Source organism: Streptomyces sp. NPDC000878 (genome assembly GCF_053599695.1).
Genome location: NZ_JBSFMT010000019.1, coordinates 122,520 through 149,300 on the forward strand (window position 1 = coordinate 122,520; position 26,781 = coordinate 149,300).

A 26,781-nucleotide genomic window follows, 5' to 3' on the forward strand; every position below is an offset into this window, starting at 1 on the left:
CCGTACGTCTGGGTCAGGAAAGAAGCCGGTGAGGGCTCCCCGTCCCCACGGGGCCCTCACCGGCCGGCTTTTTCAGGCGCCGTACGTCAGGCTCGTACCAGCTCCCTGTCCTCGTCCTTCGGGCGGTTGTCGTCGTCCAGGGCTCGCAGGCCCTCGCCCTCCACGTCGACGTTCGGCAGGGCGCGGTCCAGCCACTTCGGGAGCCACCAGGCCTTCTTGCCCAGCAGGGCCAGTACCGCCGGGACGATCGCCATGCGGACCACGAACGCGTCGAAGAAGACCGCGATCGCCAGGCCGAAGCCGATCATCTTGATCATCGACTCGGTGGAGCTGATGAAGCCGCCGAAGACGGCCATCATGATCACCGCGGCGGCGGCCACGACGCGGGCGCTGTGCTTGAAGCCGGTCACCACGGCCTCGGTCGGCGACTCGCCGTGGACGTACGCCTCGCGCATCCGGGTCACGAGGAACACCTCGTAGTCCATCGCGAGGCCGAAGACCACGCCGACCATGAAGATCGGCATCATCGACATGATCGGACCGGTCTCCTCCACGCCGATCAGACCGCTCAGCCAGCCCCACTGGAAGACCGCCACGACCGCGCCCAGCGCCGCCAGCACCGAGAGCAGGAAGCCGAGGGCCGCCTTCAGCGGGACCAGGATCGAGCGGAAGACCACGATCAGGAGGAGGAAGGCGAGGCCCACCACCAGGCCCAGATACGGGATCAGGGCGTCGTTGAGCTTCTGCGAGAAGTCGATGTTCATCGCGGTCGTGCCGGTGACCAGGACGTTCGCACCCGTGTCGGCCTTGACGTCGGCACCCTCGGCACGGATGGCGTGCACCAGGTCCTCGGTCTGGACCGAAGACGGCTTGGAGTCCGGGATCACGGTGATCGTCGCGGTGTCGCCGGCCTTGTTGAACTGGGCCGGGCTGACCGACACGACGTCGTCGATGCCCTTGATCCTGTCGGTCAACGCGGTGGCGTCGGCCTTGGGGTCGGCGCTGCCCGCGGCGTCGTACACGACCATCAGCGGACCGTTGAACCCGGGACCGAAGCCCTCCGAGAGGAGGTCGTAGGCGCGGCGCTGTGTCGTGGACGTCGGCTGCGAGCCGTCGTCGGGCAGACCCAGCTCCAACTGCGTGGCCGGGACCGCGATCGCACCCAGCCCGATCACACCGAACAGCAGGACGGCGACCGGCCGCCGGATGACGAAACTCGCCCAGCGCGCACCCATGTTGGGCTTCGCCGCCACCTCGGACGCATCGTCCTTGCTCGGCTCGCTCTCCTTGCTCTTCTTCTTGCTCTTCTTCTGGCCCGCCGGCTGGACCTTCCGGCCCGCGTATCCGAGCAGCGCCGGGATCATCGTCAGTGCGATGAGTACGGCGACCACGACCGTGCCCGCCGCCGCGAGGCCCATCTTGGTCAGCATCGGGACGTTGACGACCGCGAGGCCCGCGAGGGCGATCACGACCGTGAGGCCAGCGAAGACCACCGCCGAACCGGCGGTGCCGGTGGCGCGGCCGGCCGCATCCTCGCGGTCGCGGCCCTCGGCCAGCTCGCTGCGGTAGCGGGAGACGATGAACAGCGCGTAGTCGATACCGACCGCGAGACCGATCATCAGGGCGAGCGTGGAGGTCGTGTCGCCCAGGTCGAGCGCCTTGGCGAGGGCGGTGATGGTGGAGACACCGATCCCGACGCCGATGATCGCGGTCAGCAGCGGCAGCCCGGCGGCGACCATGGAGCCCAGGGTGACGACGAGGACGACCGCGGCGATGGCGAGGCCGATGATCTCGCCGACCGCTCCCGGCTCGGACGCGGCCTGGAGCGCGTCACCGCCGACGTCGACGGTCAGCCCGGTGGCCCGGGCCTCGTCGCCGGCCTTCTCCAGGGCGTCCTTGGTCGAGTCCGCCAACTCCATGCCGGGAAGCTCGTACTTCACCGAGGTGTAGGCGACCGACCCGTCCTTGCTCACGGCGTTCGTCGTGAACGGGTCGGTGACGGAGACGACTTCGGAGCCGTCGCCCAGTTGCTTGACGGTCTTCTCGACGGTCGCCTTGTTGTCGGCGTCCGTCATCTTCTGGCCCTCGGGCGCCTTGAAGACTATGCGTCCGGTCGCTCCGTCGGCGCTGGCGCCGGGGAAACGCTGTTCCAGCAGGTCGAAGGCCTTCTGGGCCTCCGTACCCGGAATCGAGAAGGAGGTGGTGCCCGCGGCGGGCGCGCTGGCCGCGCCGACTCCCGCGAGCGTCAGCAGTGCCACCCAGATCAGGGCGACGAAATGCCGTCGCCTGAAGGCGAGCCGGCCGAGTTTGTAGAGGAACGTGGCCACTGGGGCGTACTCCCGGTCAGGTCGTGGAGGTGCAAATGGGCAGGGTTGATCGGCCTGTTGGGGGGCAGGGGTGATCAGCCCGACGACGTGAGCGGTCGCGTCAGGTACAAGTGGGGTCGTTCACAGGGCCGTACGAGGTTCGTACGAGGTACAACCTTCGTACGTACGAGGGTTGAGAGGTGTACGAGGACTTACGGGACCGACACGCCGAGGGCGGGGAGCACCACGGCGTCGATGTAGTCACGCAAGTAGGCCTGTGTCGGGGGCAGTTCGTCGATGAGCGTGCGCGCTACGAAGCCGCCGATCATCATGTGCAGCACGTAGTCGGCCGCCGGATTGTCCGCACGGACCTCACCGCGGTCGATGGCACGCTGGATCACCTTGCGGAATTCCAGCATCTCCGGTTCGACGAGCAGCTCCCGGAACGCCAGGAGAAGATCGGGGTTCGCGTGGACAGCCATGCCCAGAGCCCGCATCAGCGCGGAGTTCTGTTCCATGGTGCAGTCGTCCTCGCGGACCAGCAGGGCGTGGAAGTCGCCACGCAGGGACCCGGTGTCGATGTCGGCGATGACGGCGCCACCAGGCTTGCTGTGCCGCATCGCCCTGACGACCAGTTCGGCCTTGCCACCCCACTGGCGGTAGAGCGTGGCCTTGCTGGACTTCGTACGGGCGGCGACGGCGTCCATGGTGAGAGCCTCGTAGCCGACTTCCCGGAGCAGGTCGAGCGTGGCGCCGTACAACTCGGCCTCCCGCTCGGGCGTGATCCGACTACGACGCGCCGTTGCGACCTCGGTCATGCCACTCACCCTTCCGGTTCCAGTATCGGACGACACCGTTTCGTACAGCTCCGCCGTACGTCAATGAGCATAGCCTGAGAACGAGAGAAACGAAACTGTTTCGTACGTGTTCTCTACGTGTCCTGACTCACGGAACTCACGGGAGATCCGGACCGGCCGGGGCCCACGCGCCCCCACCGCACACCCGTGCCCGGCAATTCACAAGTTGCTGGGGCCCCGTTCCCGGAAAAGCATGGGGAGGTGAGCTATCTGCGCCTGCCCCACCTCAGCGGCGACCTGCTGTGCTTCGTAGCCGAGGACGACCTCTGGCTCGCCCCCCTCGACGGGCCCGGCCGAGCCTGGCGGCTCACCGTCGACCGTACGAAGGTCGGGCACCCGCGCTTCTCGCCGGACGGCCGGCACATCGCGTACACGAGCTGGCGCAGTCTCGTGCCGGAGATCCACCACGCGCCGGTCGACGGCGGCCCCGCGCGGCGGCTCACCTACTGGGGCAGCGCCGACACCCAGGTCTGCGGCTGGTCCCCGGACGGCGACATCCTCGCCGTCGCCTCCCACGGCCAGCCCTTCTCCTACTTCACCTGGGCGTACAGCGTCCCGGCGGACGGCGGCCCCGGCGGCCGGCTCCCCTGGGGCCCGGTCTCCGACATCCAGGTCGCGGACATCGGCGGCGAGCGCAAGACCCTCCTCCTCACCGGCACCCCACCCCACGAACCGGCCGCCTGGAAGCGCTACCGGGGCGGCGCGACCGGCCGCCTCTGGCTGCACGGCGAGCGCCTCCTCCCCGACCTCGACGGCCACCTGCACTCCCCCATGTTCGTCGGCGACCGCATCGCCTTCCTCTCCGACCACGAGGGCGTCGGCAACCTGTACTCGTGCGCGTACGACGGCTCCGACCTGCGCCGGCACACCGACCACGACGCCTTCTACGCCCGGCACGCCGCCGGCGACGGCACCCGGGTCGTGTACCAGTGCGGGGGCGATCTGTGGATCGTCGACGACCTCGCCGCCGACTCCCTCCCCCGCCGACTGGACGTACGGCTCGGCGGTCCCCGCGCGGGCCGCCGTACGTACCAGGTGCCCGCCGCGCAGCACGTCGACGGCATCTCGGTCGACGAGACGGGCCGCGCGAGCGCCGTCGTCGTACGCGGCAGCCTGTACTGGCTGACCCACCGGGACGGCCCGGCTCGGACGATCACCGACACACCCGGCGTACGGGTCCGGCTGCCCGAGATGCTCGGCTCGGGCGGCCAGGTCGCGTACGTCACCGACGCCGAGGGCGAGGACGCGATCGAGATCGCCTACCTCCCGAGGGCGAGCGGGGAGCGGGAGCCGAGACGGCTGGCGTCGGGCGAGCTGGGCCGGGTACTGGAACTGGTGTCCGACCCGGCGGGTGAGCGCCTGGCCATCGCCGCCCACGACGGCCGCCTCCTCCTGCTCACTGTGTCTGACGGAGCGGCTGCCGCCGCGGGCACGGAGGACTCGAACGGGGACGCGACGGAGCTGATCTGCTCCCTCAACGGCCCGGTCACCGACCTCGCCTTCTCCCCGGACGGCGCCTGGCTGACCTGGTCGCATCCGGGCATCGGCCGCTCGCTCCGCCAGATCAAGATGGCCCGTATAAAGGACCGCCTGATCGTCGACGTGACGAACGGCCGCTTCGAGGACGAGAACCCGGTCTTCACGCGCGACGGCCGCTATCTGGCCTTCCTCTCCTGGCGGGGCTTCGACCCGGTGTACGACGTCCACACGGGCGACCTCTCCTTCCCGCTCGGCTGCCGCCCGTACCTGGTCCCGCTCTCCTCCGCGACTCCTTCCCCCTTCGCGCTCTCCCCCGACGGCCGCCCGGCCGCAGGTGGCCTGGATCCGGCCGAGGACGAGGGCACCGAAGGCGGCACGGACGGGACGGTGACAGTCGAGGCCGAAGGGCTGGAGAGCCGCGTCACCCCCTTCCCGGTAACCGCCTCCAAGTACTCGGCGCTGTATCCGGTCGCGGGCGGCGGGCTGGTGTGGCTGCGCTGGCCGATCTCGGGCGCGCTGGGCGAGACGTTCGCGAACCCGGCGGACACGAGCGGCCGGCCGACGCTCGAGTACTTCAACATCAGCAAGGCCAAGAAATCCGAACTCGTCGACCACCTCGACTGGTTCGCGGTGAGCGGCGACGCGTCCCGGCTGGTGGTCGTGGACGACGACGAGCTGCGCGCGGTGCCGTCCACCGACCCGGGCGACGGCGACACGACCGTCTGGATCGACCTGCGCCGGGTCCTGCACGAGGTCGATCCCCCGGCGGAGTGGCGCCAGTCGTACGAGGAGGCCGGCCGTCTGATCCGCGCCTACTTCTGGGAACCCGGGATGTGCGGCATCGACTGGGACGCGGTGCTGGAGCAGTACCGTCCACTGGTCGAACGGGTCGCGTCCCCCGACGAGTTCGCGGATCTGCTCCGCGAGGTCCTGGGCGAACTGGGCACCTCCCACGCGTACGTCACACCCGCCCGCCGCAACGAGGGCCCACCCCACTACCAGCGCAGACAGGGCCTCCTGGGCGCCAACTTCGTCCGCAGGGAGGGCGGTTGGATGCTGGACCGCATCCTCCCCGGCGACTCCTCGGACTCCAAGGCCCGTTCCCCGCTGGCCGGTTCGGGCATCCGGGAGGGCGCGCTGCTCACGCATGTGGACGGGCGCCCGGTGGATCCGGTGACGGGCCCGTTCCCGTTGCTGGCGGGGGCGGGCGGTACGACGGTGGAGCTGACGTTCACGCCGACGGAGGACTCTCGGGGCGAGGGAAGGGCCAGGCGGGTCGCGGTGGTCCCCCTGATCGACGAACGGCCCCTCCGCTACCAGGACTGGGTAGCCAAACGCCGGGAAGTGGTACGGGAGTTGAGCGGCGGACGCTGCGGCTATCTGCACATCCCCGACATGGGCGGCTCAGGCTGGGCCCAGTTCAACCGCGACCTGCGCATGGAGGTGTCGAGGCCCGCGCTCATCGTCGACGTACGCGGCAACGCGGGCGGCCATATCAGCGAACTGGTGGTGGAGAAACTGACCCGCACGATCCTGGGCTGGGACCTCACACGCAACGCCCAGCCGGTGTCGTACGCCTCAAATGCCCCCAGGGGCCCGGTGGTTGCCCTGGCCGACGAGGCAACGTCCTCCGACGGAGACATGATCACGGCGGCCTTCAAGCTGCTGGAGCTGGGCCCGGTGGTGGGCCAGCGGACCTGGGGCGGAGTGGTCGGCATGACCGGCCGCCACCGCCTGGGCGACGGCACGGTGATCACGGTCCCGATGAACGCGGCCTGGTTCGACACCTACGGCTGGACAGTGGAAAACCAGGGCGTAGCCCCCGACTTGGAGGTCCTGCGCACCCCCCTGGACTGGGCAGAGGGCCGCCACGTAGAAATGGACGACGCGATCCGCCTGGCCCTGACCCTCCTGAACACCCAACCGGCGGCCACCCCACCAACGTACGACGAGGTCCCCAACCGCTCACGCCCAAAACTCCCCCCACGCTAAGTCCAAACGAGGGGCAAGTCGCTGACGGGCGCCGAGGTAACCCACCCAGGGGCGCGGGGAACTGCGCGACCAGCCCCCACCGGACCCGCACCCAACAACGCACCCGAACACCCCAACCCCCCAAACAAAAGCGCAGGGTGCCCTCACAAAACCAAGGGCACCCCACACCAACCACTCAACCAGGACTAGATGTCATAGTCCTGGTTCAACCGGTCCTCTTCGTCCCGCATGGCCCGCTCCGTCTCCCCGTCCCGCGGGGGACGCCCCCGCTCAGGAGTCTCCTCCTGCCCCTGCCGGCGCTCGCCCTGCCGACCCTGCTGGCCCTCCTGGCGCTGACCCTGCTGGCCCTGCTGACCCTTGCGGGTCTGCTCCATCTTCTCCTTGGCCTGCCGAGCCTTCTCCTGCATCTCGTCCTTCATACCCATGTGAGTTCACTCCCGTAAGTGGGTGAGGGGATCGGGGCTCGACCAGACTCACACGCCGACACAAAGCACGCATTTCGATCAGTAACGTTCAGTCACCCCTCACGCCCGACCCCACCCCCCGAGCCTCCTCATCGGCAGCCCCACCCGCCCCGACAAGCCCCGTCCCCATCCCCTGCAACCGCCCCGAGAACCGCCCGACCTCCCGCTGCCCCACCACACCGATCAGCCCCGGCAGATACCCCCGTACCCCCTGCATCCCCCGCAGCCACCACTGCCCGTACACATGACTGGACCGCCGCTCGATCCCGGCCACGAGCCGGTCGACGGCCGGCCCCAGCGGATACGTCTTGCTCGCCGGCCACGGCAGCCGCTGCCTCAACTCCCGCATGACGTCGTCCTGGTCCGCCCCCCGCACCATGTCGGTGTCGGTCCAGGACAGATACGCGACCCCCACCCGGACGCCCTTGTACCCGACCTCGGCCCGCAGACAGTGCGCGTACGCCTCGACGCCCGCCTTGGACGCGCAGTACGCGGTCATCATCGGCGCCGGGGTGATGGCGGCGAGGGACGCGATCTGGAGCAGATACCCCCGGCTCTCCACCAACACCGGCAGAAACGCCCGCGCCGTCAGCGCCGACCCGATCAGATTCACCTCGATGACCCGCCGCCACGACTCCGGATCGGAGTCGACGAAGGGCCCACCGCTCGCGACCCCCGCGTTGGCTACGACGATGTCGACCTTCCCGAACCGCTCCTTGACCTCCGCCGCCACCCGGGACATCGCCTCGTGGTCGGTGACATCGGCGTACCAGACCTGGCTCTCGGTGTGCAGCCGCTCCGAGACCTGCTTGAGCGCGTCGGCCTCCAGCCCGACCAGCGCGACCTTGGCCCCGCGCGCGGAGAGCTTGCGCGCGAGCAGCTCACCGACCCCCCGAGCGGCCCCGGTCACGACAGCGACCTGCCCGTCCAGACTGACCCTGCTCATGCGCCCTCCTCGATCCGTACGTCGGCCTCAGTACCGTGCGCGTCCAACTGCCCTTGTCCGTATGTCACCGCGAGTTCACGTATCACCCCGGTCACCACCCCCGGCGCCTCGATCGGAGTCATGTGCCCCAGCCCGGCCAGCTCGGTCACACCGTGACAGTCGGGCAGTACGGCAGCCAGGGCGCGCGCGTGCACGGGCGGCGTGAGCCGATCGCCCGTACCGACGACGACAGCAGCCGGTACCGTCAACTCCCGTATGTTCGCGTCGAGTTGAACCCCGTCCAGAACCCGCGCCCAGGCGTACCGCACCTTGCGCGGGCAGGCGTGCACGATCCGGGCGCACGCCTCGACCATGGCGGCCGACGAACCGGCGCCCATGGTCGCGTACTTGAGGATGCGCCGGGACATCGGCGTGACCGGACCGAGCGGCGCGCGCGAGCTGAGCCCCTGCCGCGTGAGCCAGGTCCGCAGCCGCCCGGCCCGCATCGGCACGACCAGCGCCTCGGCGACGAGCCGCGAACTGCCGGTGCTGCACAGCAGTACGGCCGCCACATGCTCCCGGAACCCCGCCCGCGCGGACGCGGCCAGCACCGTCATCCCGCCCATGGAGTGCCCGACGACCACGGCCTTCTCGCCGGGCGCGAGGGTGGCCGCGAGTACGGCCTCCAGGTCGTCGGCGAGTACGTCGGTGCTGTGGACGGGGCTCGCCGGGCTGCGTCCATGGCCGCGCTGGTCGTAGGCCACGACCCGGTGATCGGGGGCGAGTTCGCGGATCTGGGCGGCCCAGAAGGCGGTGGAGCAGGTCCAGCCGTGCGAGAGGACGACCACGGGCCCGTCGTCCACGCCGTGCACCTCGACGTGCAGCCGGGCCCCGTCGGCGGAGACGGCGGTGAGTTCACGGACGGGAACAGGAGGGGCGTACGGACCGCCCGTCACGGACATCAGGCGGCTCACGCGCCCACCTCAGCACGGGAGTTGGCACCCTCGATGCCGGTGCCGCTGCCGACGGTCGCCGCCCGCAGAACCTCGTACTCGGAGAGATCCACGCGCCGGGTCGCCCGCCGGAACTCGGACGTCGTACCGGGCCAGACGGTGGTGTTGCGCCCCTCGGCGTCGAGGTACCAGCTGCTGCACCCACCCGTGTTCCACACCGTGCGCCGCATCCGCTCCTGCACCCGCCCGTTCCAGGCGTCGACGGCGGAAGCCCGGGCATCGAGAGCCACCCGTCCCCCGAGAACGTCCAACTGCCGTACGTAGTCGGCCATGTAATTCAGCTGGGACTCGATCATCAGGATCATGGAGGAGTTCCCGAGGCCGGTGTTGGGCCCGATGATCGTCATCCAGTTGGGGAACCCGGCGGCCGAGGCCCCGCGCAGTGCCCGCATCCCGCTCCCCGCCCAGGCCTCGGCGAGCGTACGCCCGTCGGCGCCGACGACCCGGTCGGCGATGGGCATGTCGGTGACGTGGAACCCCGTACCGAAGACGATGGCGTCGACGTCGGCCGTACTCCCGTCGGCCCCGACAACGGTGGACCCCCGCACCTCGCTCAACCCACTGGCCACCACATCGACATTGGCCCGGGTGAGCGCCGGATAGTACTCGCTCGACAGCAGGATGCGCTTGCAGCCGATGCGGTAGTCGGGAGTGAGTTTGGCGCGCAGGGCCGGGTCCTTGATGGCCCGGTTCATGTTCTGCTTGGCCAGTTGCTCGACGAGACCGAGCTGGCCCGGATGCTTGGTGAACGCCTGGACCTGCAACTCCCGCATGCCCCACAGGAGTCCGCGCCGCAGCCGGGTGGTGAAGGGCAGCGCACGGTGCACGGCGCGCTCGGCGTCGCCGATGGCCCGGTCGACGCGGGGCATCACCCAGGGCGGGGTGCGCTGGAAGAGGGTGAGGCGGGAGACGTCGGGCTGGATGGCGGGCACGATCTGGATGGCGGAGGCCCCGGTCCCGACCATCGCGACCCGCTTGCCGCGCAGGTCGTAGTCGTGGTCCCAGCGCGCGGAGTGGAAGACCTTGCCGGGAAAGGTGTCGAGCCCCGCAATGTCCGGCACCTTGGGATCGGAGAGCGGCCCGGTGGCGGAGACGACGAGATCGGCGAGCAGGGTCCCACTACTGGTCTCGACGACCCACACCAACCGCCCCGCATCCCAAGTCATCGTCTTCACCTCGGAGTTGAGGCGCAGATGGGGCCGCAGCCCGAAGACATCGGTGACGTGCTCCAGGTAGGCACGGATGTGCTCCTGCCCGGAGAAGGCGCGCGGCCAGTCGGGATTGGGCGCGAAGGAGAACGAATACAGATGGGACGGCACGTCACAGGCGCACCCCGGATAGCTGTTGTCCCGCCAGGTCCCGCCGACGCTGCCGGCGCGCTCCAGCACGACGAAGTCGGTGATCCCCTCGCGGCGCAGCCGCACGGCGGCCCCGAGCCCACCGAACCCGGACCCGATCACCGCCACCCGCACATGTTCGTGTTCGGCTTCCTCTTCGGCCATGCCGATGCCCTTCCCTGCGCGACCGCGCCAGTGAACACTGGCGCAATGGGGAGAGTAGAGGAGCCCCGTACTGATGGGTAGGGGCCGGGAGAGGGAAAGTTACCGACGGTACGCCTTAGGGTTCCGACGTGGCAGACGCAGAGGCAGAGAACACCGAAGGGCACGAGGACCGGACGGGGTACCAGCCGGAGCACCGGACGGAGTACCGGATGGAGGAGCTGGCCAGGCTGGCCGGCATCACCGTCCGCACCCTGCGCTTCTACCGCGAACGCAAACTGATCCCGCCGCCCCGCCGCGAGGGCCGCATCGCCTGGTACGACGACCACCACCTGGCCCGTCTGCGCACGATCTCGGCGCTGCTGGAACGCGGCCACACCCTCAACGGCATCGCGGAACTCGCCGAGGCCTTCGACCACGGCCGCGACGTCGCCGACCTGCTCGGCCTCGGCGCCCCCACCGAGGAGACCCCGATCCGCCTCACCCCCGAGGACCTCGCCGACCGCTTCGGCCCGGACGCCACCCCCGAGAACCTCGCGGCCTCGATGGACCTCGGCTATCTGGGCATCGACGGCGACCAGATCGTCCACATCAGCCGCAGCCTCCTGGAGGCGTCGGCCGCACTGGTCCAGGAGGGCATCCCCCTGTCGGCCGTCCTGGCTGCGGGCAAACGGGTACGCGACCACGCGGACGCCCTGGCCGAGATCTTCACGGACGTACTCCTCACCCACGCCCCGAAGGGCGACCCCGCCCGCCTGCGCCCACTGGCCCGCCGGGTGGTGGAGGCGGAACTGTCCTTGGCGCTGGATCGACGGCTGCGCCAGGAGCCCTGAAGATCAGGGCAGGTCAGAGGTCGTAGACGACGGTGACGGGCGCGTGGTCCGACCAGCGCTCCTCATGGGTCGCCGCGCGCTCGACGTACCCCTTGACCGCCTTGGCGGCGAGCCCGGGCGTCGAGATCTCGTAGTCGATGCGCCAACCTGAATCATTGTCGAAGGCCCGCCCCCGGTACGACCACCACGAGTACGGCCCCTCGACGTCGGGATGCAGCGCCCGCACCACATCCACGTACCCGCCCTCCCCCGCGTCGAGCACCCGCCCGAGCCACTCCCGCTCCTCGGGCAGGAACCCGGAGTTCTTCCTGTTGGCACGCCAGTTCTTGAGGTCGGCCTCCTGATGGGCGATGTTCCAGTCTCCGCAGACGACGACCTCGCGCCCGTCGGCGGCGGCCCGCCCCCGCAGGTCCTTCAGATAGGCGAGGAACTCGTCCATGAACCGGATCTTCTCGTCCTGGCGTTCGGTGCCGACCTCGCCGGACGGCAGATACAGACTGGCGACGGTGACGCCGGGCAGGTCGGCCTCGACGTAGCGGCCGCTGCCGTCGAACTCCGCCGACCCGAAGCCGACCTGGACGCGGTCGGGCTCGCGCCGGGTGTAGAGGGAAACACCGGCCCGGCCCTTGGCGGCAGCCGGGGCATGCACCACGAACCACCCCTCGGGCGTGCGGACCTCGTCCGGCAGCTGCTGCGGCTCGGCGCGCACTTCCTGGAGGCACAGCACGTCGGCGGAGGTGTCCGCGAGCCACTCCACGAAGCCCTTCTTCGCGGCGGCGCGGAGTCCGTTCACATTCACAGAGGTCACTGTCAGCACGCGGGCACGATACCGTTCCTAAGTTGATTGGCCGGTGTTGGCCATATCGGGCATCCCGAACAGCGTGAGCTGGTCTGGAGTGCTGGGCCCCCGAACGGTGGTGAGGCCGTGGGGCGGGTGCTTTCCGGGCGGGCGCGCTCGCGTCTGACGCACCACGGGTGTGGTGCCGCGCGTCGTCCTGGCCGGAGCTGTCCGCTCCGTACGGTGTGGGGTGCGGTGACTCGGCGTTTCGGGGACGGTCGGCCCGGTGCGATCCTCCGGTCGCACGGCCCCTGCCTCGGCACGCCCTACGGCGGCGGTGGTGGGGGTTTGGCGGGGTCCGTCTTTCCTGCGCCGGGCCGTGCAGCCCAGACCGCGTCTGCCGACCACCACTGCGGCGGCATGATGCCCGCTCACGGTGCTGGCCGTGCCGGTGGAAGCCTGTTGTTTCAGGGGGTTCAGCCAGTGCTGGGCACCCCACCTGCTCGAATACGCGGGATCCACAGCGATCACCGAGAGCCCGGCGTGGTGGGCCATTCCGGCGAGCCGGTCGCGGAACTTCGCGGTCGGGATCCCGGCCACCAGGCGGCGGAAGGCCTTGCCGCGCCTGCCCCGGCCCAGCTTCTCCCTACCGGTGGCGCAGGCGTCGGCGAAGTCCAGGTTCTCGATCACCAGCGCCGCACAGTCGTGGAGCTGGGCGAGGTGGATGAGCTGGGAGACGGCCTCGCGCAGCCGGGCATCCCGGGTCGTGGCGGGCAGCCCGGCCAGTTCCAGGGGCAGGGTGTGGGGTGTGCCGACGGGGTTGCCGCACGGGTCCAGGACACAGGCGGCGAGGTGGTCGGCGTTGACGTCCACCGCCAGCACCGGATGCCCGCGCAGGACATCAAGGCTCGGTACGGGAACCGGCTGGCCTTTCTTCACGGTGGACCAGGAGGCATCGAGGTACCAGCGTCCGAGGCCAGCGTCGTAGGTGATGTCGTAGCGCACCGGGGCACCCGCGCCGATCCGGTCGGCCCACTGCTGGCCGCGGTGCGTGAAGAGGGCCGCCGCATCCAGGAGGTAGCGGCCGCGTGGGGCGTTCGCGTGCTGCTGGCGCAGGGGTTCGGGCAGCCCGAGGGTGATGGCGCCGTCAGTGGGGGTGATGCTGATGGTGTAGTTCCCGAAGGGTGCTCCCGCCTCACCGTCCGCCGTCAGGAACATCCGCCGCGCCGACCACACCTCACCCCAACCACCCAACTGGGCCTGCCAGGCGGCCTCGGTCACGGGCTTGGGTCCGGGTGCGGTGTCGTAGAGGTGGTGGCGGGAGTCCAGCTGTTGCCGTCCGCCCCGGGCGATGCGTACCCGGCCGCACTCCCGCTCCCGCACCGCTTGGCGCAGCTCGCCCTTGAGGATCTGCAGGCGCTGCTGCTTCGCCCGCCGCTCCGCATGATCGGCATAACCGCGCACCGTACGCCGTCCCCGGCGCACGCTGGTCCCGGGTGGGACGGCGAGGCGGGCCTCGATCGCGGCGATGGCCCGGCGCAAAGAGCCGATCCGGGCGTTCAGCGCCCGCCTGCCCAGCTGATACTGGTCCTCGGAGGTGCGGGTGATCGCACCCGCCCACCGCGACGACGACTGGCCGGTCAGGGCCTTCTTGCGCTCTGCCCGCCGGGTGTGCGCGGCCGGTACGTTCCCGATGCGCACCCGGGCGGCCAGGTCCGCCCCGGCCAGCGACCCCAGATGCTCCCCGACCGCCCGCAGCACAGACGCATCCGCGGGCGAGAGGTGCAGCCGGGTCCGGATCCGACACCCGGACGGCGGGGCGACCACGAACGGAGCCGCCAGCGCACGATAGGGGCGCAGTTCACGCCCCTTCTCGCCTCGCAATCGCTTCCCCACGCCGTACACCCCCGCCCCCACCCTTGATGATCCCGACGAGCCGAAACTAACGCCGCCTCCCCGCCCGCCGGTGCACATGTCGGCGATTGGCAAACAAGTGATCCATTCCGCACGGGAAATGCCCGAAGACGATCACCGGCCGGACCTCTCATCGAAGATCGCACCACCCCGCCCGATATGGCCACCCCTGACCGACCGATCCAGGAACTGCTCCCAACCCGCCCGACCGATAACTCCCTGGCGGCGACAATCCGCATAGATGTACGGTGCCAGGCATGAATATCCGCCGGGTCTCCTTCGACCACCCCGACGCCGTGAAGCTGAACGACCAGGTCCAGGCCGAGTACGCCGCCCGCTACAACGACGACGGCGACGCCACGTACCTCGACCCGGCGATGTTCGACCCGCCGTCCGGCCTGTACCTGATCGCGTACGACGGCCAGGAGCGCCCCGTGGCCACCGGCGGCTGGCGCGGCCACGACGAGGAGACCGAGGAAGGCTATCTGCCCGGCGACGCCGAGCTGAAGCGGATGTACGTCGTCGCGGAGGCCCGTGGCCTCGGCCTCGCCCGCCGCATACTCGCCGCCCTGGAGGACGACGCCCGCACCGCCGGCCGCACCCGCATGGTCCTGGAGACGGGCGACAGACAGCCGGAGGCCATCGCCCTCTACACCTCCAGCGGCTACGCCCCCTGCGAGAAGTTCGGCTACTACCGCCTCTTCGAGTCGAGCCGCTGCTTCGCGAAGAGCCTGTAGCGCCGGGGCCGGTTGCTCACGCCCGCAGATAGGCGAGCACCGCCAGCACCCGCCGATGGGTCTCGTCCGCCGGAGGCAGCTCCAGCTTCGCGAGAATGCCACCGATGTGCTTGCCGACGGCCGCCTCGGAGACGACGAGTTCGCGGGCTATGGAACCGTTGGACCGGCCCTCCGCCATCAGCGCCAGCACCTCGCGCTCACGCGGGGTCAGCCGCTCCAGCGGATCCCGACGCCGCCGCAGCAACTGCCGTACGACTTCGGGGTCGACGACCGTGCCCCCGTCCGCGACCCGTCCCAGCGCGTCGACGAACTCCTCGACCTGCCCGACCCGGTCCTTGAGCAGATAGCCGACGCCGGTGCCGTCCCCGGAGTCGAGCAGTTCGGCGGCATAGGCCCGCTGGACGTACTGACTGAGGACGAGCACGGGCAGCGCGGTCCGCGCCTCACGAAGCTTCACGGCCGCCCGCAGCCCCTCATCCTGGAACCCGGGCGGCATGCGTACGTCCGTCACCACGATGTCGGGCTCATGCTCGGCGACCGCCACGAGCAGCGCCTCCGCGTCCCCGACGGCCGCCACGACCTCGTGGCCGACGCGGTTGAGCAGTCCGATCAGCCCTTCCCTGAGCAGCACGCTGTCCTCGGCGAGGACTACGCGGAGCGCCGACCGCGATCCGTCAACTGGCTCCACTCGCAAGGAATCTCCACCCGCAGCGACGTCGGTCCACCCAGCGGGCTGGACAGGGAGAGTCTGCCATCGAGCACTGACACCCGGTCCGCGAGCCCGGTGAGCCCACTGCCACCCCCGGGGTCCGCCCCACCGCACCCGTCGTCCCGCACCTCGACGAGAAGCAGCCCGTCGCGATACCCACCCCCGACCTCGGCCCGACTCGCCCCGCTGTGCCGGTCGACGTTGGCGAGCGCCTCGCAGACGACGAAGTACGCGGCCGACTCCACGGCACGAGGCAGACGTCCGGGCAAGTCGAGGCTGACGTCCACGGGCACGGCTGCACGATCCGCGGCGTCGGCCACAGCAGCCTCAAGCCCATAGTCCGCGAGCACCTGGGGATGAATCCCGTGGATCAGCTCCCGCAGTTCCTCCAACGCGCTCCCCACCTCCCCCTGGGCCTTGGCCAGTTGCTCGGCGAGCGGCGACCCCGGCGGCGCGTCCAGCCGGGCCACTCCAAGAGTCACCGACAGGGCGACCAGGCGCTGTTGGGCCCCGTCGTGCAGATCGCGCTCGATCCGCCGCCGCTCCGCCTCGAAGGCGTCCACCAACCGGCCACGGGAGAGGGCGAGTTCAACAACCCGCTCCCCCAACTCGACATCCCGGGCGGCGATCAGCAACCGCGCCAACCCGGCCCGAGCACCGGCGGCAACGCCAAGCACATAGGCACCCAGGGCAAGCAGAACCACCCCACCGACCGAGACCCCAAAGGCAGTCGGCCAGCCGGTGACCGTCCACACCTTGAGCACCTTGACCTCTTGCCCGTCCCCAACGGTAGCCATCAGAAAGGGAGTTGAAACGAGGGACACAGGAACGAGCAGCGCACCGACAACGACCAGCGCGTCCAGGGGCCACAACACCCCCGCGAACAGCACCACATACCCCAACTCCCGCCAGGTGGCCCGCTCCCGCAACCGCACGACCAGCCAGGCCCGTAGCCCCGGCACCACGGGCTCCCGATGCGGATCGGGCACCGCCTCCGCATCGACGATCCGCAGCCTGAGCCGCTCGACCCGGGCGACGGGAATCCCGGAGAGCGCGAGGGCGACCAGCAGCGGCAGCCCCACAAGCACAACGGCCAGCACACTCCCGGCCACCACCATGAGCACGACCAGCACAAACACAAAGGATCCGGCCACGGCCCCACTGACGAGATGAGCGACCGCCCGCCAGGGCCACCACGACACCAGAAACCCCGGCCGGACCATGGCCTGCCACACGTTCTTCGGCTGCATGACGATCACGGTAGGAGGCGGGCACCGCTCTCACCATGGGCCCAGGGGGCGGGTTGGGGGTATGCCTGTCCCTACCCCCAAGTCACCAGAAACCCCTCGGACTTGCCCGCCCGTACCCGCCGTCCCCGGACATGCAGAAGCCCCGACGGGAAAACCCGCCGGGGCTTCGAGCTGTGCGTGGGGTGTTCACGAGTGGTGTTGACCGGCGAGGACGCGGACCATTTGGTGATCGTTGCCCGTCAGCTGCATGATCGTTGCCCGCCGCGGCGTGGACCAGCCCCGCCGGGAGCAGGGGGAGTTGTGGGGCCGGTCAGGCGGCCTGGCCGGTGGGCATGATGGTGACCTGCTGGAGGTTCACCCGCGGCGGCAGCGATGCGATGAAGCCGACGGTCTCCGCGACGTCCTGTGCCGTGAGCCACTCCATCGTGTCTTTGGTGCCGGCCAGCCAGTCCTGGGTGCCCTGGTTGGTGACGTGGCTCCACAGCTCGGTGCCGACGATGCCCGGTTCGATTACCGAGACGCGGACGTTCTTCGCGCCCAACTCGGCCCTCAGGTGGCGGGAGAGGTGGGAGACGTACGCCTTCGTGCCGGAGTAGACGGCGAAGTTCGGGAAGATGTTCTGCGCCGCGATCGAGGAGGTGTTGATCAGATCGGCCACCCCGCGCTCGGCGGCGGCCTTGATCAACTGCGGTGTGAAGGCGCCGATCGCGTTCATCAGACCGGTGATGTTCAGGTCGATCTGCTGCTTCCACTGGTGGGTCGCCAGCTCCTCGACCGGGGCGGGAAGCATGACTCCGGCGTTGTTCAGGAGCAGGTCTGCGCCGCCGAACTCGGCCTCCACCTGGTCGGCGGCGGCTTGCACCGCAGCGGCATCGGTCACGTCGGTGGCAATCGCCGCGGCGATGCCGCCGCCCTTCTCGATACGGGAGACCAGCTCCTGCAGCCGGTCGGCACGCCGCGCCAGGACAACGACGCGAGCTCCCAGGTACGCCAGTTGCTCGGCGGAGGACTCACCGATGCCACTGGAGGCGCCGGTGATGACGGCGACGCGGCCGGCCAGGGGGCGGGAGATGGTGTTCGTGGTCATGATGCGTACCTTCCAAGCAGTAACGGAGAGGGGGGATCGCGGTCGCCGGCTGCTGGCCGCACATCCAGAACACCACCCGCGCCAGTGCCTCAGGACGCCATAACTGGCCCTGCCGGAACAGGTACTGGCAGGACCACCCTGGAGCCGCACGGCACCGCTGAGGTGGTCACACTTGAGCCATGGGCGGCACCAAGGAAATCTCTGACTTTCTGCGTTCACGGCGCGCGGGCATCACCCCGGAAGACGCCGGGCTACCCCCCGACGGACGCGTCCGCCGCGTACCAGGCCTGCGCAGGGACGAGGTGGCTCGTCTGGCCGGCGTGAGCACGGAGTACTACACGCGTCTGGAGCAGGGGCGGGCGGGCAACCCCTCCACCGAGGTCATCGAAGCGATCGCCCGCGCGCTGCGCCTCGACGAGACCGAACGCGAACACTTCACCGACCTGCTGCGGTCCGGCACCCGGACCACACGCCGCGCGCCGGCCAGGGCCCAGCAGGTCCGGCCGGGACTGCGCCTGATGCTGGAGACCCTCGACCAGGTCCCGGCCTTCGTCCTGGGCCGACGCACCGACGTGCTGGCCTCCAACCGGCTCGCCAGGGTCGTCCTCACCGACTTCGACGCCCTGCCCGCCACCCGCCGTAATCTGGCCCGCTACTACCTCCTGGACGCGGGGGCCCGTGAGCGCTTGGGCGACTGGGAACGGATCGCCGCGGAGACGGTGGCCATCCTCCGGCTCGAAGCGGGCCGCTACCCCCACGACCGACAGCTCGCCGACCTGGTCGGCGAACTCACCCTCCAGTCACCCGAGTTCACCGGCTGGTGGAACGACCACCGCGTGCTGCGCCGCACCCACGGCGCCAAGCACTACCGCCACCCCCTCGTCGGCGACCTGCACTTCTCCTACGAGTCCTTCCAGGCCCCCGGCGACGCGGAACAGACCCTGTGCGTCTACAACGTCGAACCGGGCTCCGAAACCGCGCAGGCCCTGCAGGTCCTGGCCAGTTGGACCGCACCCGGGCTCACGACACGCTGAGCCCCCGCACCCCAGCCGACCAAGGCGACAGGCGACCCCGGAAGCCGCGAGATCCCGCCAGCTCGGCTCGATCGAACGGGATCTCGGGAAGCCAACCTGAGCGAGCTCAAGAGCTTCCCTGCTTACGGCGGCGCCAGACAAGCAGGCCCATGAACGCGCTCAAGGGCTTTCGGGCCATCGCCACGAGGTACGACAAGCGTTCCTGCGTCTTCCACGGCACCGTCACCGTGACTGCCATCCGGCTCTGGCTTCACCCTTGAAGAACAACTGCCCTGTCTCAACTCTTGGTCGACTGGCCGACGCGAGTCAAGATCCGCTCGATGTCCCAGGCGCGGTGGGCGGCATCGTGGGCGTTGTCGCGTGCCACGTCCTCGGCCTGCTGCACGCCACGATCGGCATGCTCAAGAACCACTTTCTCCCCCACCGCGGCGGACACCGAGCTCACCCAAGCGTCGGCCGCTACGTTCCAGGCCGGCTCCGGATGTCGTTCATCGCCTTGGCGCCCCTTCACCAGAGTCACGTACCGTGCAGTTTCCATCTGCCGTGTGGTCGTTTCCCGGGTTGGGGCGACGATGAACCGCTCACCCAACTGATCGCGGCACGCACCCATGTTCCTGACCACCGCAGGCTGACAACACGGTCCACCTGATCACCGCCGCCCGGCAGCGGCACGAACTCACCCGCGCCAAGGCCATCCAAGCCCTGCGCGAACTCGAACGGACCGGCGAGACGGTCACCTTCGAGACCATCGCTCGCCAGGCCACCGTCTCCCGTTCCTGGCTCTCTCGAAGACGCCCACACACGTATCCGCCAGCTCACCGACGACAACCAGCGGCTCCGCCGCCAACTCGCCAACGCCCTCGGCGAGCAGCGAACCCAGCGCAAGGCGCCCGCCACGCGTCGCGGTTCGGCAACGATCGGCCCCTGCTGGTCAACGACCTGAGCGTCCGCTTCACCACGTCGACGACATCGTCCACGAAGCGGACGCCCAGGTCACAGCACGGTTCGTTCGCCAAGCTCCAGATAAGCGTCGAAGGGGCCAACGGCCGCTTCAAGAGCGGGACGCTCGACATCGGCAACCCCAAGCACCGGCCCGCCCCTGGACAGGTCACCCAGACACTCCTCCTCGCGGTCATGCTCACCGTCGCCAACCTGACCGTCCTGGAAACCTGGCTCACCGAACGCGCCGGCCCCGACCACCTCACCGACTCCGGCTACGACGCCACCGGACCCCTGCCCCCGCTCACCACCCAGGTCATCGCGTCGCCGACAACGGCCAACGGACGACATCCGCCGCCGGACGCCCGCTGACCACAACTCCGCACGACAACCACAGATCGCCCCCCCGCACGCCGATCAATTAGTAGCTCGGCGTGCTTCCCCATGAGCGCACCCAGACCTCCCAACGAGCCCAGAGACGACGAAATCCCGTCCGATCGAAGAGATCGGACGGGATTTCGTGAACCGCCTACGAGCTAACTCGTGAACGGCCCTGCGGTGGACCTGTGGGGATTTGAACCCCAGACCCCCTCGATGCGAACGAGGTGCGCTACCAGACTGCGCCACAGGCCCTTGCAACGAGTGAAACTCTAGCATCCCGATCCGGGTGCTCGGAAATCCGTTCCGCGCTGTCGGGCGAGGCCCCCGCAGGCTCCCCCACCTGCCCGAAGTGCGGGGCGAGTGCCGTCGGGCGGCGCCGTGTGCCGCTCGTTACTCGTTGGCCGCGCGGGGCCGCTCGCCGTCCTCGTACTGGTCGAACAGGGGCGTGCGGCCACGCTCCCGGGCCCGGCGGGCTGATGCCGCGCGGCGGGCGTCGGTGCGGCCGTCCGAGTCCTCCGAGCCCGGCTCGGACTCCGGATCCGCCTCCGACGACAGGTCCGGCTCCGACTCCGCGGCCGTCGCGTCCTCCGTCGTCGACGACTCCTCCGACTCGCGCCCCACCGTGCTCGACCGCGCCGAACTCCACGCGTCCGGTGCGCCGAGGTCCACGTCGGACGTGGCGCGGGGGGCGACCGGGGCGGTCACGTACGTCGGCAGCGGTACCGGGACCGGGTCCCAGCTGTCGCCGTGGCCGGGGCGGCGCTGGCGTTCGCGCTGCTGGTCGACCCACTCCGCGTGGTCGGTCTGCTCGACGAGCGCACGCCGGTCCGCGGCGAGCGCGGACAGTGCCGACAGGCCGGGGTCGGTCTCCGGCTCCGGGTGCTCGTCCTGGTCCTCGGCCCCGGGGTCGGTGGACGGCCGCCGCCGGGGCTGGCGCTCACGCAGTCGCTGCGCGGCCAGCTCGGCCTGGCGCCGGTCCATCTGGTAGGCGAAACGGCGCCGTTCCTGCGTACGCAGATAGGCGATGTATCCGCTCAGCATGGCCGCCGGGACGGCGGGGGCCCAGAGGAGCGCGAGTCCGCCGACCGCCGCGACGATCGCGCCGAGCGTGAAGGCGAAGAACAGCATCACCGTCGTACGCCGACGGCGCGCGAGCACCTTCGAGCGCCGGGCGCGCGCGGCGGCTTCCGCCGAGGTGCCCGCGCTCCGACGAGCCGCCGGCACGCGCTCGCGCTCCCGTTCCCTCGTCGGGGCCGGTGCCGACGCCTGCTGCTCCCGCTTCGGCGCCCTCTGCTGCGCCGGAGCCTGCTCCTGATGAACCTGTTCCTGTACCTGGGCCTTTGCCTGAGGACGGGCCGGGGGCATGGCGAAGGCCCGGACGTCCACCGAGTCGGTGACACCCTCCGGGTCTCCGGCGCTGTGCTCCCCCTCGTCGGTGGAGCGCGCCCGCAGGTCCTTGGCGTACCGGCGCTCCATGCCCGCCCGTCCGGACAGGAGCCGGATGGCGGTGCTGAAGCGTTCCGTCGGACGAGCCTCGTTCAGCTCGTCCTGCCTACGGAGCCACATCGGCACCAAGTAGGCGGCCCAGGCCCCGACAATGACTGCGTAGATGAGGCCGCTGCTGCTCACGCCTCACACGGTAGAGGGGTTTGCGTAAGGCCATCTGCCAATTGAGCCGGTGTGTCGCACGATCTGGCTGATATTTCGAGCTTTTTTTGTGACCGATGCGATCAGCAGGTCATCGGGGGCGCGCATTTGGCACCCCAAGTCGATCGCTTTCGAACACTTATTCAATTTACGCCGGATTCCGCGGCGTGTTCTGAGACTGCGTGTTCTGAGGCGGCGTGTTCTGAGAGCGTGCCCGCTGCCAGCGGCTCAGCAACCCCTCGGGCACCTCTTCCGCTGTGAGCGCGAAGACGAGATGGTCGCGCCACGCCCCGTCGATGTGGAGATAACGGGGCCTGAGCCCCTCCTCGCGGAATCCGAGTTTTTCCACCACCCGGCGGCTGGGCCCGTTCTCGGGGCGAATGCAGACTTCGATGCGGTGCAGTCCGACCGTACGGAAGCAGTGGTCGACCGCCAGTGCGACCGCCGTCGGCATGACGCCCCGGCCCGCGACCGCTTCGTCGACCCAGTAGCCGACGTGGCCCGAGCACATCGAGCCCCAGGTGATGCCGGCGACCGTCAACTGGCCGACCAGATGCCCCTGGTACTCGATGGCGAACGGCAGCATCCGGCCCGCGTTCGCCTCCGCGCGCAGATGGCGGACCATCTGGCGGTAGGTCGGCCGGTGGGCGATCGGGCCGCTGGGCGTGGGCGGCGGGATCGTCGCCTCCCAGGGGCGCAGCCAGTCCCGGTTGCGCCGGTTGACCTCGCGCCAGGCCCGCTGGTCGCGCAGCCTGACGGGCCGGAGGACGATGTCGCCGTCCACCAGCTCGACGGGCCAGGATGGGCTGTTCAGCTCGCACCCCCACTGCTGCCGCTGGGTCTGGGGTGATCGCCGCCCCGGATCTGGTCGACTGCGTGCTTCAACAGGGGTTCAAGCACCGCCAGTCCGTCCTTCACGCCGCCGCTGGAACCCGGCAGGTTGACGATCAGCGTGCCGTCCGCGACTCCGGCGAGTCCGCGCGACAGCGCCGACGCCGGCACCTTCTCCCGGCCGTACGCCCGGATGGCCTCGGCGATGCCCGGGACCTCCCGGTCGAGCACCGCGCGGGTGGCCTCCGGGGTGCGGTCGGTGGGCGAGATGCCGGTGCCGCCGGTGGTGACGACGACGTCGTACCCGGCCTGGACGCCGGCCCGCAGGGCGTCCTCCACCGGGTCGCCGTCGGGCACGACCCACGGGCCGTCGACGGCGAAGCCGAACTTCTCCAGCCCCGCCACGATCAGGGGGCCGCTCTTGTCCTCGTAGACGCCCGCCGCCGCGCGGTTGGACGCGGTCACGACCAGAGCGGCGTACGGCGCGAGCAGCGCGCCCCCGGCGTCGGCAGGCAGCGTCGCCGGTGTCATGACCGGCTCCAGTCGCCCGACTTCCCGCCGGTTTTCTCCTCCACCCGGACGTCCGTGATGACCGCTCCCTTGTCGACCGCCTTGACCATGTCGATCACGGTGAGCGCGGCGACCGAGACCGCGGTGAGGGCCTCCATCTCGACGCCCGTGCGGTCCGTCGTCTTCACGGTGGCCAGGATCTCGACGGCGTCGTCCGCGACCGACAGATCCAGTTTCACACCCGACACCGACAACGGGTGGCAGAGCGGGATCAGATCCGGGGTGCGCTTGGCGCCCATGATGCCCGCGATCCGCGCGGTGGCCAGGGCGTCGCCCTTGGGGACGCCCTCCCCGCGCAGCAGCTCGATCACGCGGGGCGAGACGAGGACACGTCCGCTGGCACGGGCGGTCCGCGCGGTCACGTCCTTCCCGGATACGTCGACCATGCGGGCGGCGCCCGCCTCGTCGATGTGCGTCAGTCGGTCGTCCTGCGTGCTCATGTGCTGCGGCGCTCCCGGTCGGGCCTGTTGTGCGCGACACGGTACTCCCAACCCGCGCCCCTCAGCCGCCCCAGCCCACCGGTCAGCCGAGCAGCACGACCTCGACCTCGGCGCCGGGCTCCAGGGACTCCGTGTCCTCGGGTACGACGATCAGCGCGTCGGCGTGGGCGAGGGCCGCGATCAGATGTGATCCGGCGCCGCCGACCGGCGTCACGTGCCCGTCGGCGTAGGTGCCGCGCAGGAACTGGCGGCGCCCGGCCGGCGAGGTCAGCGCCTTGCCGGTCTCCAGGACCGCTCTGGCCGTGGGCCGGTGGACGTCGGGCAGGCCCATCAGGGCACGGATCGCGGGCCGCACGAACAGTTCGAAGGAGACGTACGACGACACCGGGTTGCCCGGAAGGGCGAGCAGCGGGGTGTGGTCGGGGCCGACGGTGCCGAAGCCCTGGGGCTTGCCGGGCTGCATGGCGAGCTTGCGGAAGTCGACGCCGGCGCCGGGCTCGTCCTCGTCGGCGACGTGCGAGAGGGCCTCCTTGACCACGTCGTACGCGCCGACGCTGACGCCTCCGGTGGTGACGACGAGGTCGGCGCGGACGAGCTGGTCCTCGATGGTGGAGCGGAGGGTCTCGGCGTCGTCGGCGACCGCGCCCACTCGGTAGGCGATGGCTCCGGCGTCCCGGGCGGCGGCGGTGAGGGCGAAGCTGTTGGAGTCGTAGATCTGGCCGCTGCCGAGCTTCTCGTCGGGCTGGATCAGCTCGCTGCCGGTGGACATGACGACCACGCGCGGGCGCGGGCGCACGCGTACGGTGGGGCGGCCGATCGCGGCGAGCAGGGCGATCTGCGGCGGGCCGAGGACGGTGCCCTCGGCGAGGGCGCGGTCGCCGGCCTGGACGTCGCTGCCCTGCGCGCGTACGTGCGCGCGTGCCGGTGCCGGGCGGTGCACGCGCACCTGGCCCTGGGGGCCCTCGGGGTCGGCGCTGCGGGCGCGCATCCCGGTGACGGGGCCCTCACCGAGGCCGCCGTCGGTCCACTCCACGGGGACGACGGTCTCGGCGCCGGGCGGGAGCGGGGCGCCGGTCATGATGCGGGCGGCCTGGCCGGGGCCCACGTGGAGCAGTCCGTCCTGGCCGGCCGCGACGTCCCCGATCACCGTCAGGGCGGCCGGGTACTCCTCGCTCGCGCCCGCGACATCCGCGACCCGGACCGCGTACCCGTCCATGGAGCTGTTGTCGAACGGCGGCAGGGAGACCTGCACCGTGACGTCCTCGACCAGGACGCAGCCCTGGGCGTCGAGGAGTTGCAGCTCGATGGGTTCGAGGGGGCGGACGGTCGCGAGGATGTCCTCCAGGTGTTCGTCCACCGACCACAGGTGGTCCTGGCCGGTGGTGCGGGGCGCGGCGCTGCTCAACGTTGCTACATCTCCTCGGCTACGTAACTGCGAAGCCAGGTCCGGAAGTCCGGGCCCAGGTCCTCACGTTCGCATGCGAGTCTGACAATGGCACGCAGGTAGTCGCCGCGGTCCCCGGTGTCATAGCGGCGGCCCTTGAAGACGACGCCGTGCACGGGGCCGCCGACCTTCTCGTCGTCGGCGAGCTGCTGGAGGGCGTCGGTGAGCTGGATCTCGCCGCCGCGGCCGGGCTCGGTCCGGCGGAGTATGCCGAAGATGTGCGGGTCGAGGACGTAGCGGCCGATGATCGCGTAGTTCGACGGGGCGTCGGCCGCCTCGGGCTTCTCGACCAGGCCGGTGACCTTGACGACGTCGCCGTCGTCGGTGGCCTCGACGGCCGCGCAGCCGTACATGTGGATCTGCTCGGGGGCAACCTCCATGAGGGCGATCACGCTGCCGCCGTGCTGCTCCTGGACCTCGACCATGTGCTGGAGGAGGGGGTCGCGGGGGTCGATGAGGTCGTCGCCGAGGAGGACGGCGAAGGGCTCGTGGCCGACGTGCGGGGCGGCGCACAGGACGGCGTGACCGAGGCCCTTGGGGTCGCCCTGGCGGACGTAGTGCATGGTCGCGAGGTCGCTGGACTCCTGCACCTTGGCGAGTCGCTCGGCGTCACCCTTCTTCTGAAGGGCGGACTCCAGCTCGTAGTTGCGGTCGAAGTGGTCCTCAAGGGGGCGCTTGTTGCGTCCCGTGATCATGAGGACGTCGTCGAGGCCCGCGGAGACGGCCTCCTCGACCACGTACTGGATCGCCGGCTTGTCGACGACCGGCAGCATCTCCTTGGGAGTGGCCTTGGTGGCCGGCAGGAACCGGGTGCCGAGGCCTGCTGCGGGGATGACAGCCTTGCTGATCCTGGGGTGCGACTCAGTCATGGCCGCAACCCTATCCGGTGCCTATGGGCCGATTCTGAGGCTTCGATTAATTGACGCTCATATCAACATATGAACCATATGAGAGTGCCGGAAACGACAGCGGGAGAGCCATGGAGACAGAGCCTGACAAGCGAATGTTGCGGCGGGACTTCCTCGCGGTGAGAAACAGGTTGACGACCGCCGACGTCCAGGAGGCGGCGACGGCCCTGGCCGCCCGCGCACTCGGCCTGCCCGAACTCGCGCACGCGCGCACGGTGGCCGCGTACGTCTCCGTCGGCACCGAACCCGGCACCCGCACCCTCCTGGACGCCCTCCACGCACGCGGGGTGCACGTCCTGCTGCCGGCCCTCCTCCCGGACAACGACCTCGACTGGGGCACGTACGCCGGCGAGGGGTCCCTGGTGGAGGTGCGGCACGGCGGGCGGATGGCCCTGCTGGAACCGTCCGGCGAACGCCTCGGCGCGGACGCCGTGACGGCCGCCGACGCCGTCCTGCTGCCCGGCCTGGCCGTGGACGACCGGGGGATGCGTCTGGGGCGCGGCGGAGGCTCGTACGACCGTGTGCTGGCCCGGCTGGAGCGGTCGGCCGTCGATCCGGCCCTGGTGGTGCTGCTGTACGACTCCGAGATCGTCCCCCGTGTCCCGGCCGAGCCGCACGACCGGCCGGTGCACGCGGTGGCCACCCCTTCGGGAGTACGTCGGTTCCGCGGGCCCTCGTAGAACGGGAAACGGCCCTCCACGCGCGCGTGGAGGCTCGATCGCCATTTACAGCAAGCTCTTCGGC

Annotated in this window: 24 protein-coding genes, 1 tRNA gene and 1 pseudogene; 7 read left to right on the plus strand and 19 right to left on the minus strand. The window is 70.3% G+C overall.

The window, feature by feature from the left end:
- Positions 1–86: 86 nt before the first annotated feature.
- Both ACWDR4_RS19455 and ACWDR4_RS19460 read right to left on the minus strand, forming a co-directional pair.
- Positions 87–2,327 carry an MMPL family transporter gene (locus tag ACWDR4_RS19455; protein ID WP_450409971.1) on the minus strand — a complete coding sequence of 747 codons (2,241 nt, stop codon included), beginning with the start codon at positions 2,325–2,327 and terminating at the stop codon, positions 87–89.
- A gap of 191 nt (positions 2,328–2,518) precedes the next feature.
- Positions 2,519–3,124, minus strand: coding sequence for a TetR/AcrR family transcriptional regulator (locus tag ACWDR4_RS19460; RefSeq protein WP_450409972.1), 606 nt, complete (start codon positions 3,122–3,124; stop codon positions 2,519–2,521).
- Positions 3,125–3,364: 240 nt separating this feature from the next.
- Here ACWDR4_RS19460 and ACWDR4_RS19465 point away from each other — a divergent pair, with 240 nt between their 5' ends.
- Positions 3,365–6,634 carry a S41 family peptidase gene (locus ACWDR4_RS19465; RefSeq protein ID WP_450409974.1) on the plus strand — a complete coding sequence of 1,090 codons (3,270 nt, stop codon included), beginning with the start codon at positions 3,365–3,367 and terminating at the stop codon, positions 6,632–6,634.
- A 185-nt stretch (positions 6,635–6,819) separates the two neighbouring features.
- Here ACWDR4_RS19465 and ACWDR4_RS19470 read toward each other — a convergent pair whose 3' ends face one another.
- The 4 genes from ACWDR4_RS19470 to ACWDR4_RS19485 form a co-directional block, all read right to left on the minus strand.
- A complete protein-coding gene (locus ACWDR4_RS19470) occupies positions 6,820–7,059 on the minus strand; it encodes a hypothetical protein (protein WP_450409976.1) in 240 nt (79 codons plus the stop codon).
- Positions 7,060–7,147: 88 nt separating this feature from the next.
- Complete coding sequence (locus ACWDR4_RS19475) at positions 7,148–8,044, minus strand: SDR family oxidoreductase (RefSeq protein ID WP_450409977.1); 897 nt, start codon at positions 8,042–8,044, stop codon at positions 7,148–7,150.
- Positions 8,041–8,997, minus strand: a complete 957-nt coding sequence (locus ACWDR4_RS19480; RefSeq protein ID WP_450409979.1) for an alpha/beta fold hydrolase — start codon at positions 8,995–8,997, stop codon at positions 8,041–8,043. The genes ACWDR4_RS19475 and ACWDR4_RS19480 overlap by 4 nt, the downstream gene beginning before the upstream one ends.
- Positions 8,994–10,538: a flavin-containing monooxygenase gene (locus ACWDR4_RS19485; protein ID WP_450409981.1), complete on the minus strand. Its 1,545-nt coding sequence runs from the start codon at positions 10,536–10,538 to the stop codon at positions 8,994–8,996. The genes ACWDR4_RS19480 and ACWDR4_RS19485 overlap by 4 nt, the downstream gene beginning before the upstream one ends.
- Positions 10,539–10,747: 209 nt before the next feature.
- Here ACWDR4_RS19485 and ACWDR4_RS19490 point away from each other — a divergent pair, with 209 nt between their 5' ends.
- A complete protein-coding gene (locus ACWDR4_RS19490) occupies positions 10,748–11,368 on the plus strand; it encodes a MerR family transcriptional regulator (RefSeq protein ID WP_450410023.1) in 621 nt (206 codons plus the stop codon).
- A 13-nt stretch (positions 11,369–11,381) separates the two neighbouring features.
- Here the strand turns inward: ACWDR4_RS19490 and ACWDR4_RS19495 are convergent, their stop codons facing one another.
- Both ACWDR4_RS19495 and ACWDR4_RS19500 read right to left on the minus strand, forming a co-directional pair.
- Positions 11,382–12,185 carry an exodeoxyribonuclease III gene (locus ACWDR4_RS19495; protein ID WP_450409983.1) on the minus strand — a complete coding sequence of 268 codons (804 nt, stop codon included), beginning with the start codon at positions 12,183–12,185 and terminating at the stop codon, positions 11,382–11,384.
- Between the two features lie 18 nt (positions 12,186–12,203).
- Positions 12,204–14,042 carry a hypothetical protein gene (locus ACWDR4_RS19500; protein ID WP_450409984.1) on the minus strand — a complete coding sequence of 613 codons (1,839 nt, stop codon included), beginning with the start codon at positions 14,040–14,042 and terminating at the stop codon, positions 12,204–12,206.
- Positions 14,043–14,317: 275 nt separating this feature from the next.
- Between ACWDR4_RS19500 and ACWDR4_RS19505 the strand changes: the two genes are divergently transcribed.
- A complete protein-coding gene (locus ACWDR4_RS19505) occupies positions 14,318–14,797 on the plus strand; it encodes a GNAT family N-acetyltransferase (RefSeq protein ID WP_450409986.1) in 480 nt (159 codons plus the stop codon).
- Positions 14,798–14,813: 16 nt separating this feature from the next.
- Here the strand turns inward: ACWDR4_RS19505 and ACWDR4_RS19510 are convergent, their stop codons facing one another.
- The 3 genes from ACWDR4_RS19510 to ACWDR4_RS19520 all read right to left on the minus strand — a co-directional run bounded on the left by ACWDR4_RS19510 (position 14,814) and on the right by ACWDR4_RS19520 (position 17,843).
- Positions 14,814–15,485, minus strand: coding sequence for a response regulator (locus ACWDR4_RS19510; RefSeq protein WP_450409988.1), 672 nt, complete (start codon positions 15,483–15,485; stop codon positions 14,814–14,816).
- Positions 15,446–16,756 (minus strand): sensor histidine kinase, encoded by a 1,311-nt coding sequence (locus ACWDR4_RS19515; protein ID WP_450409990.1) that lies wholly within the window; start codon positions 16,754–16,756, stop codon positions 15,446–15,448. Before ACWDR4_RS19515 ends, ACWDR4_RS19510 begins: the two co-directional genes overlap by 40 nt.
- A gap of 310 nt (positions 16,757–17,066) precedes the next feature.
- On the minus strand, positions 17,067–17,843 hold the full coding sequence (locus ACWDR4_RS19520; RefSeq protein WP_450409992.1) for an SDR family oxidoreductase: 777 nt from the start codon (positions 17,841–17,843) through the stop codon (positions 17,067–17,069).
- A 179-nt stretch (positions 17,844–18,022) separates the two neighbouring features.
- Here ACWDR4_RS19520 and ACWDR4_RS19525 point away from each other — a divergent pair, with 179 nt between their 5' ends.
- Positions 18,023–18,877 (plus strand): helix-turn-helix transcriptional regulator, encoded by an 855-nt coding sequence (locus ACWDR4_RS19525; RefSeq protein WP_450409993.1) that lies wholly within the window; start codon positions 18,023–18,025, stop codon positions 18,875–18,877.
- A 149-nt stretch (positions 18,878–19,026) separates the two neighbouring features.
- Positions 19,027–19,137 (plus strand): annotated as a pseudogene (locus ACWDR4_RS19530) (IS5/IS1182 family transposase); the annotation flags it as partial.
- 17 nt (positions 19,138–19,154) lie between these two features.
- On the opposite strand, the gene ACWDR4_RS19535 reads toward ACWDR4_RS19530, so the two are convergent.
- On the minus strand, positions 19,155–19,487 hold the full coding sequence (locus ACWDR4_RS19535) for a hypothetical protein (RefSeq protein ID WP_450409995.1): 333 nt from the start codon (positions 19,485–19,487) through the stop codon (positions 19,155–19,157).
- Between the two features lie 524 nt (positions 19,488–20,011).
- Here ACWDR4_RS19535 and ACWDR4_RS19540 point away from each other — a divergent pair.
- Positions 20,012–20,188, plus strand: a complete 177-nt coding sequence (locus tag ACWDR4_RS19540; RefSeq protein WP_450409997.1) for a hypothetical protein — start codon at positions 20,012–20,014, stop codon at positions 20,186–20,188.
- A 187-nt stretch (positions 20,189–20,375) separates the two neighbouring features.
- Here ACWDR4_RS19540 and ACWDR4_RS19545 read toward each other — a convergent pair.
- The 7 genes from ACWDR4_RS19545 to galU all read right to left on the minus strand — a co-directional run bounded on the left by ACWDR4_RS19545 (position 20,376) and on the right by galU (position 25,998).
- Positions 20,376–20,449: transfer RNA gene (locus ACWDR4_RS19545), tRNA-Ala, on the minus strand.
- A 138-nt stretch (positions 20,450–20,587) separates the two neighbouring features.
- Positions 20,588–21,826: a divisome protein SepX/GlpR gene (gene sepX / locus ACWDR4_RS19550; protein WP_450409999.1), complete on the minus strand. Its 1,239-nt coding sequence runs from the start codon at positions 21,824–21,826 to the stop codon at positions 20,588–20,590.
- 166 nt (positions 21,827–21,992) lie between these two features.
- On the minus strand, positions 21,993–22,628 hold the full coding sequence (locus tag ACWDR4_RS19555) for a GNAT family N-acetyltransferase (protein ID WP_450410001.1): 636 nt from the start codon (positions 22,626–22,628) through the stop codon (positions 21,993–21,995).
- A gap of 26 nt (positions 22,629–22,654) precedes the next feature.
- Positions 22,655–23,206 carry a MogA/MoaB family molybdenum cofactor biosynthesis protein gene (locus tag ACWDR4_RS19560; protein WP_450410002.1) on the minus strand — a complete coding sequence of 184 codons (552 nt, stop codon included), beginning with the start codon at positions 23,204–23,206 and terminating at the stop codon, positions 22,655–22,657.
- The gene (gene moaC, locus ACWDR4_RS19565; protein WP_235477922.1) at positions 23,203–23,685 is read right to left on the minus strand and encodes a cyclic pyranopterin monophosphate synthase MoaC; all 483 of its coding nucleotides are present in this window, start codon (positions 23,683–23,685) and stop codon (positions 23,203–23,205) included. The genes ACWDR4_RS19560 and moaC overlap by 4 nt, the downstream gene beginning before the upstream one ends.
- Positions 23,686–23,767: 82 nt before the next feature.
- Positions 23,768–25,090 carry a molybdotransferase-like divisome protein Glp gene (glp, locus tag ACWDR4_RS19570; RefSeq protein WP_450410005.1) on the minus strand — a complete coding sequence of 441 codons (1,323 nt, stop codon included), beginning with the start codon at positions 25,088–25,090 and terminating at the stop codon, positions 23,768–23,770.
- A gap of 5 nt (positions 25,091–25,095) precedes the next feature.
- Positions 25,096–25,998, minus strand: coding sequence for a UTP--glucose-1-phosphate uridylyltransferase GalU (galU, locus tag ACWDR4_RS19575; RefSeq protein ID WP_450410006.1), 903 nt, complete (start codon positions 25,996–25,998; stop codon positions 25,096–25,098).
- Positions 25,999–26,108: 110 nt separating this feature from the next.
- On the opposite strand from galU, the gene ACWDR4_RS19580 reads away from it, so the two are divergent.
- The gene (locus ACWDR4_RS19580; protein WP_450410008.1) at positions 26,109–26,717 is read left to right on the plus strand and encodes a 5-formyltetrahydrofolate cyclo-ligase; all 609 of its coding nucleotides are present in this window, start codon (positions 26,109–26,111) and stop codon (positions 26,715–26,717) included.
- Positions 26,718–26,781 lie beyond the last annotated feature (64 nt).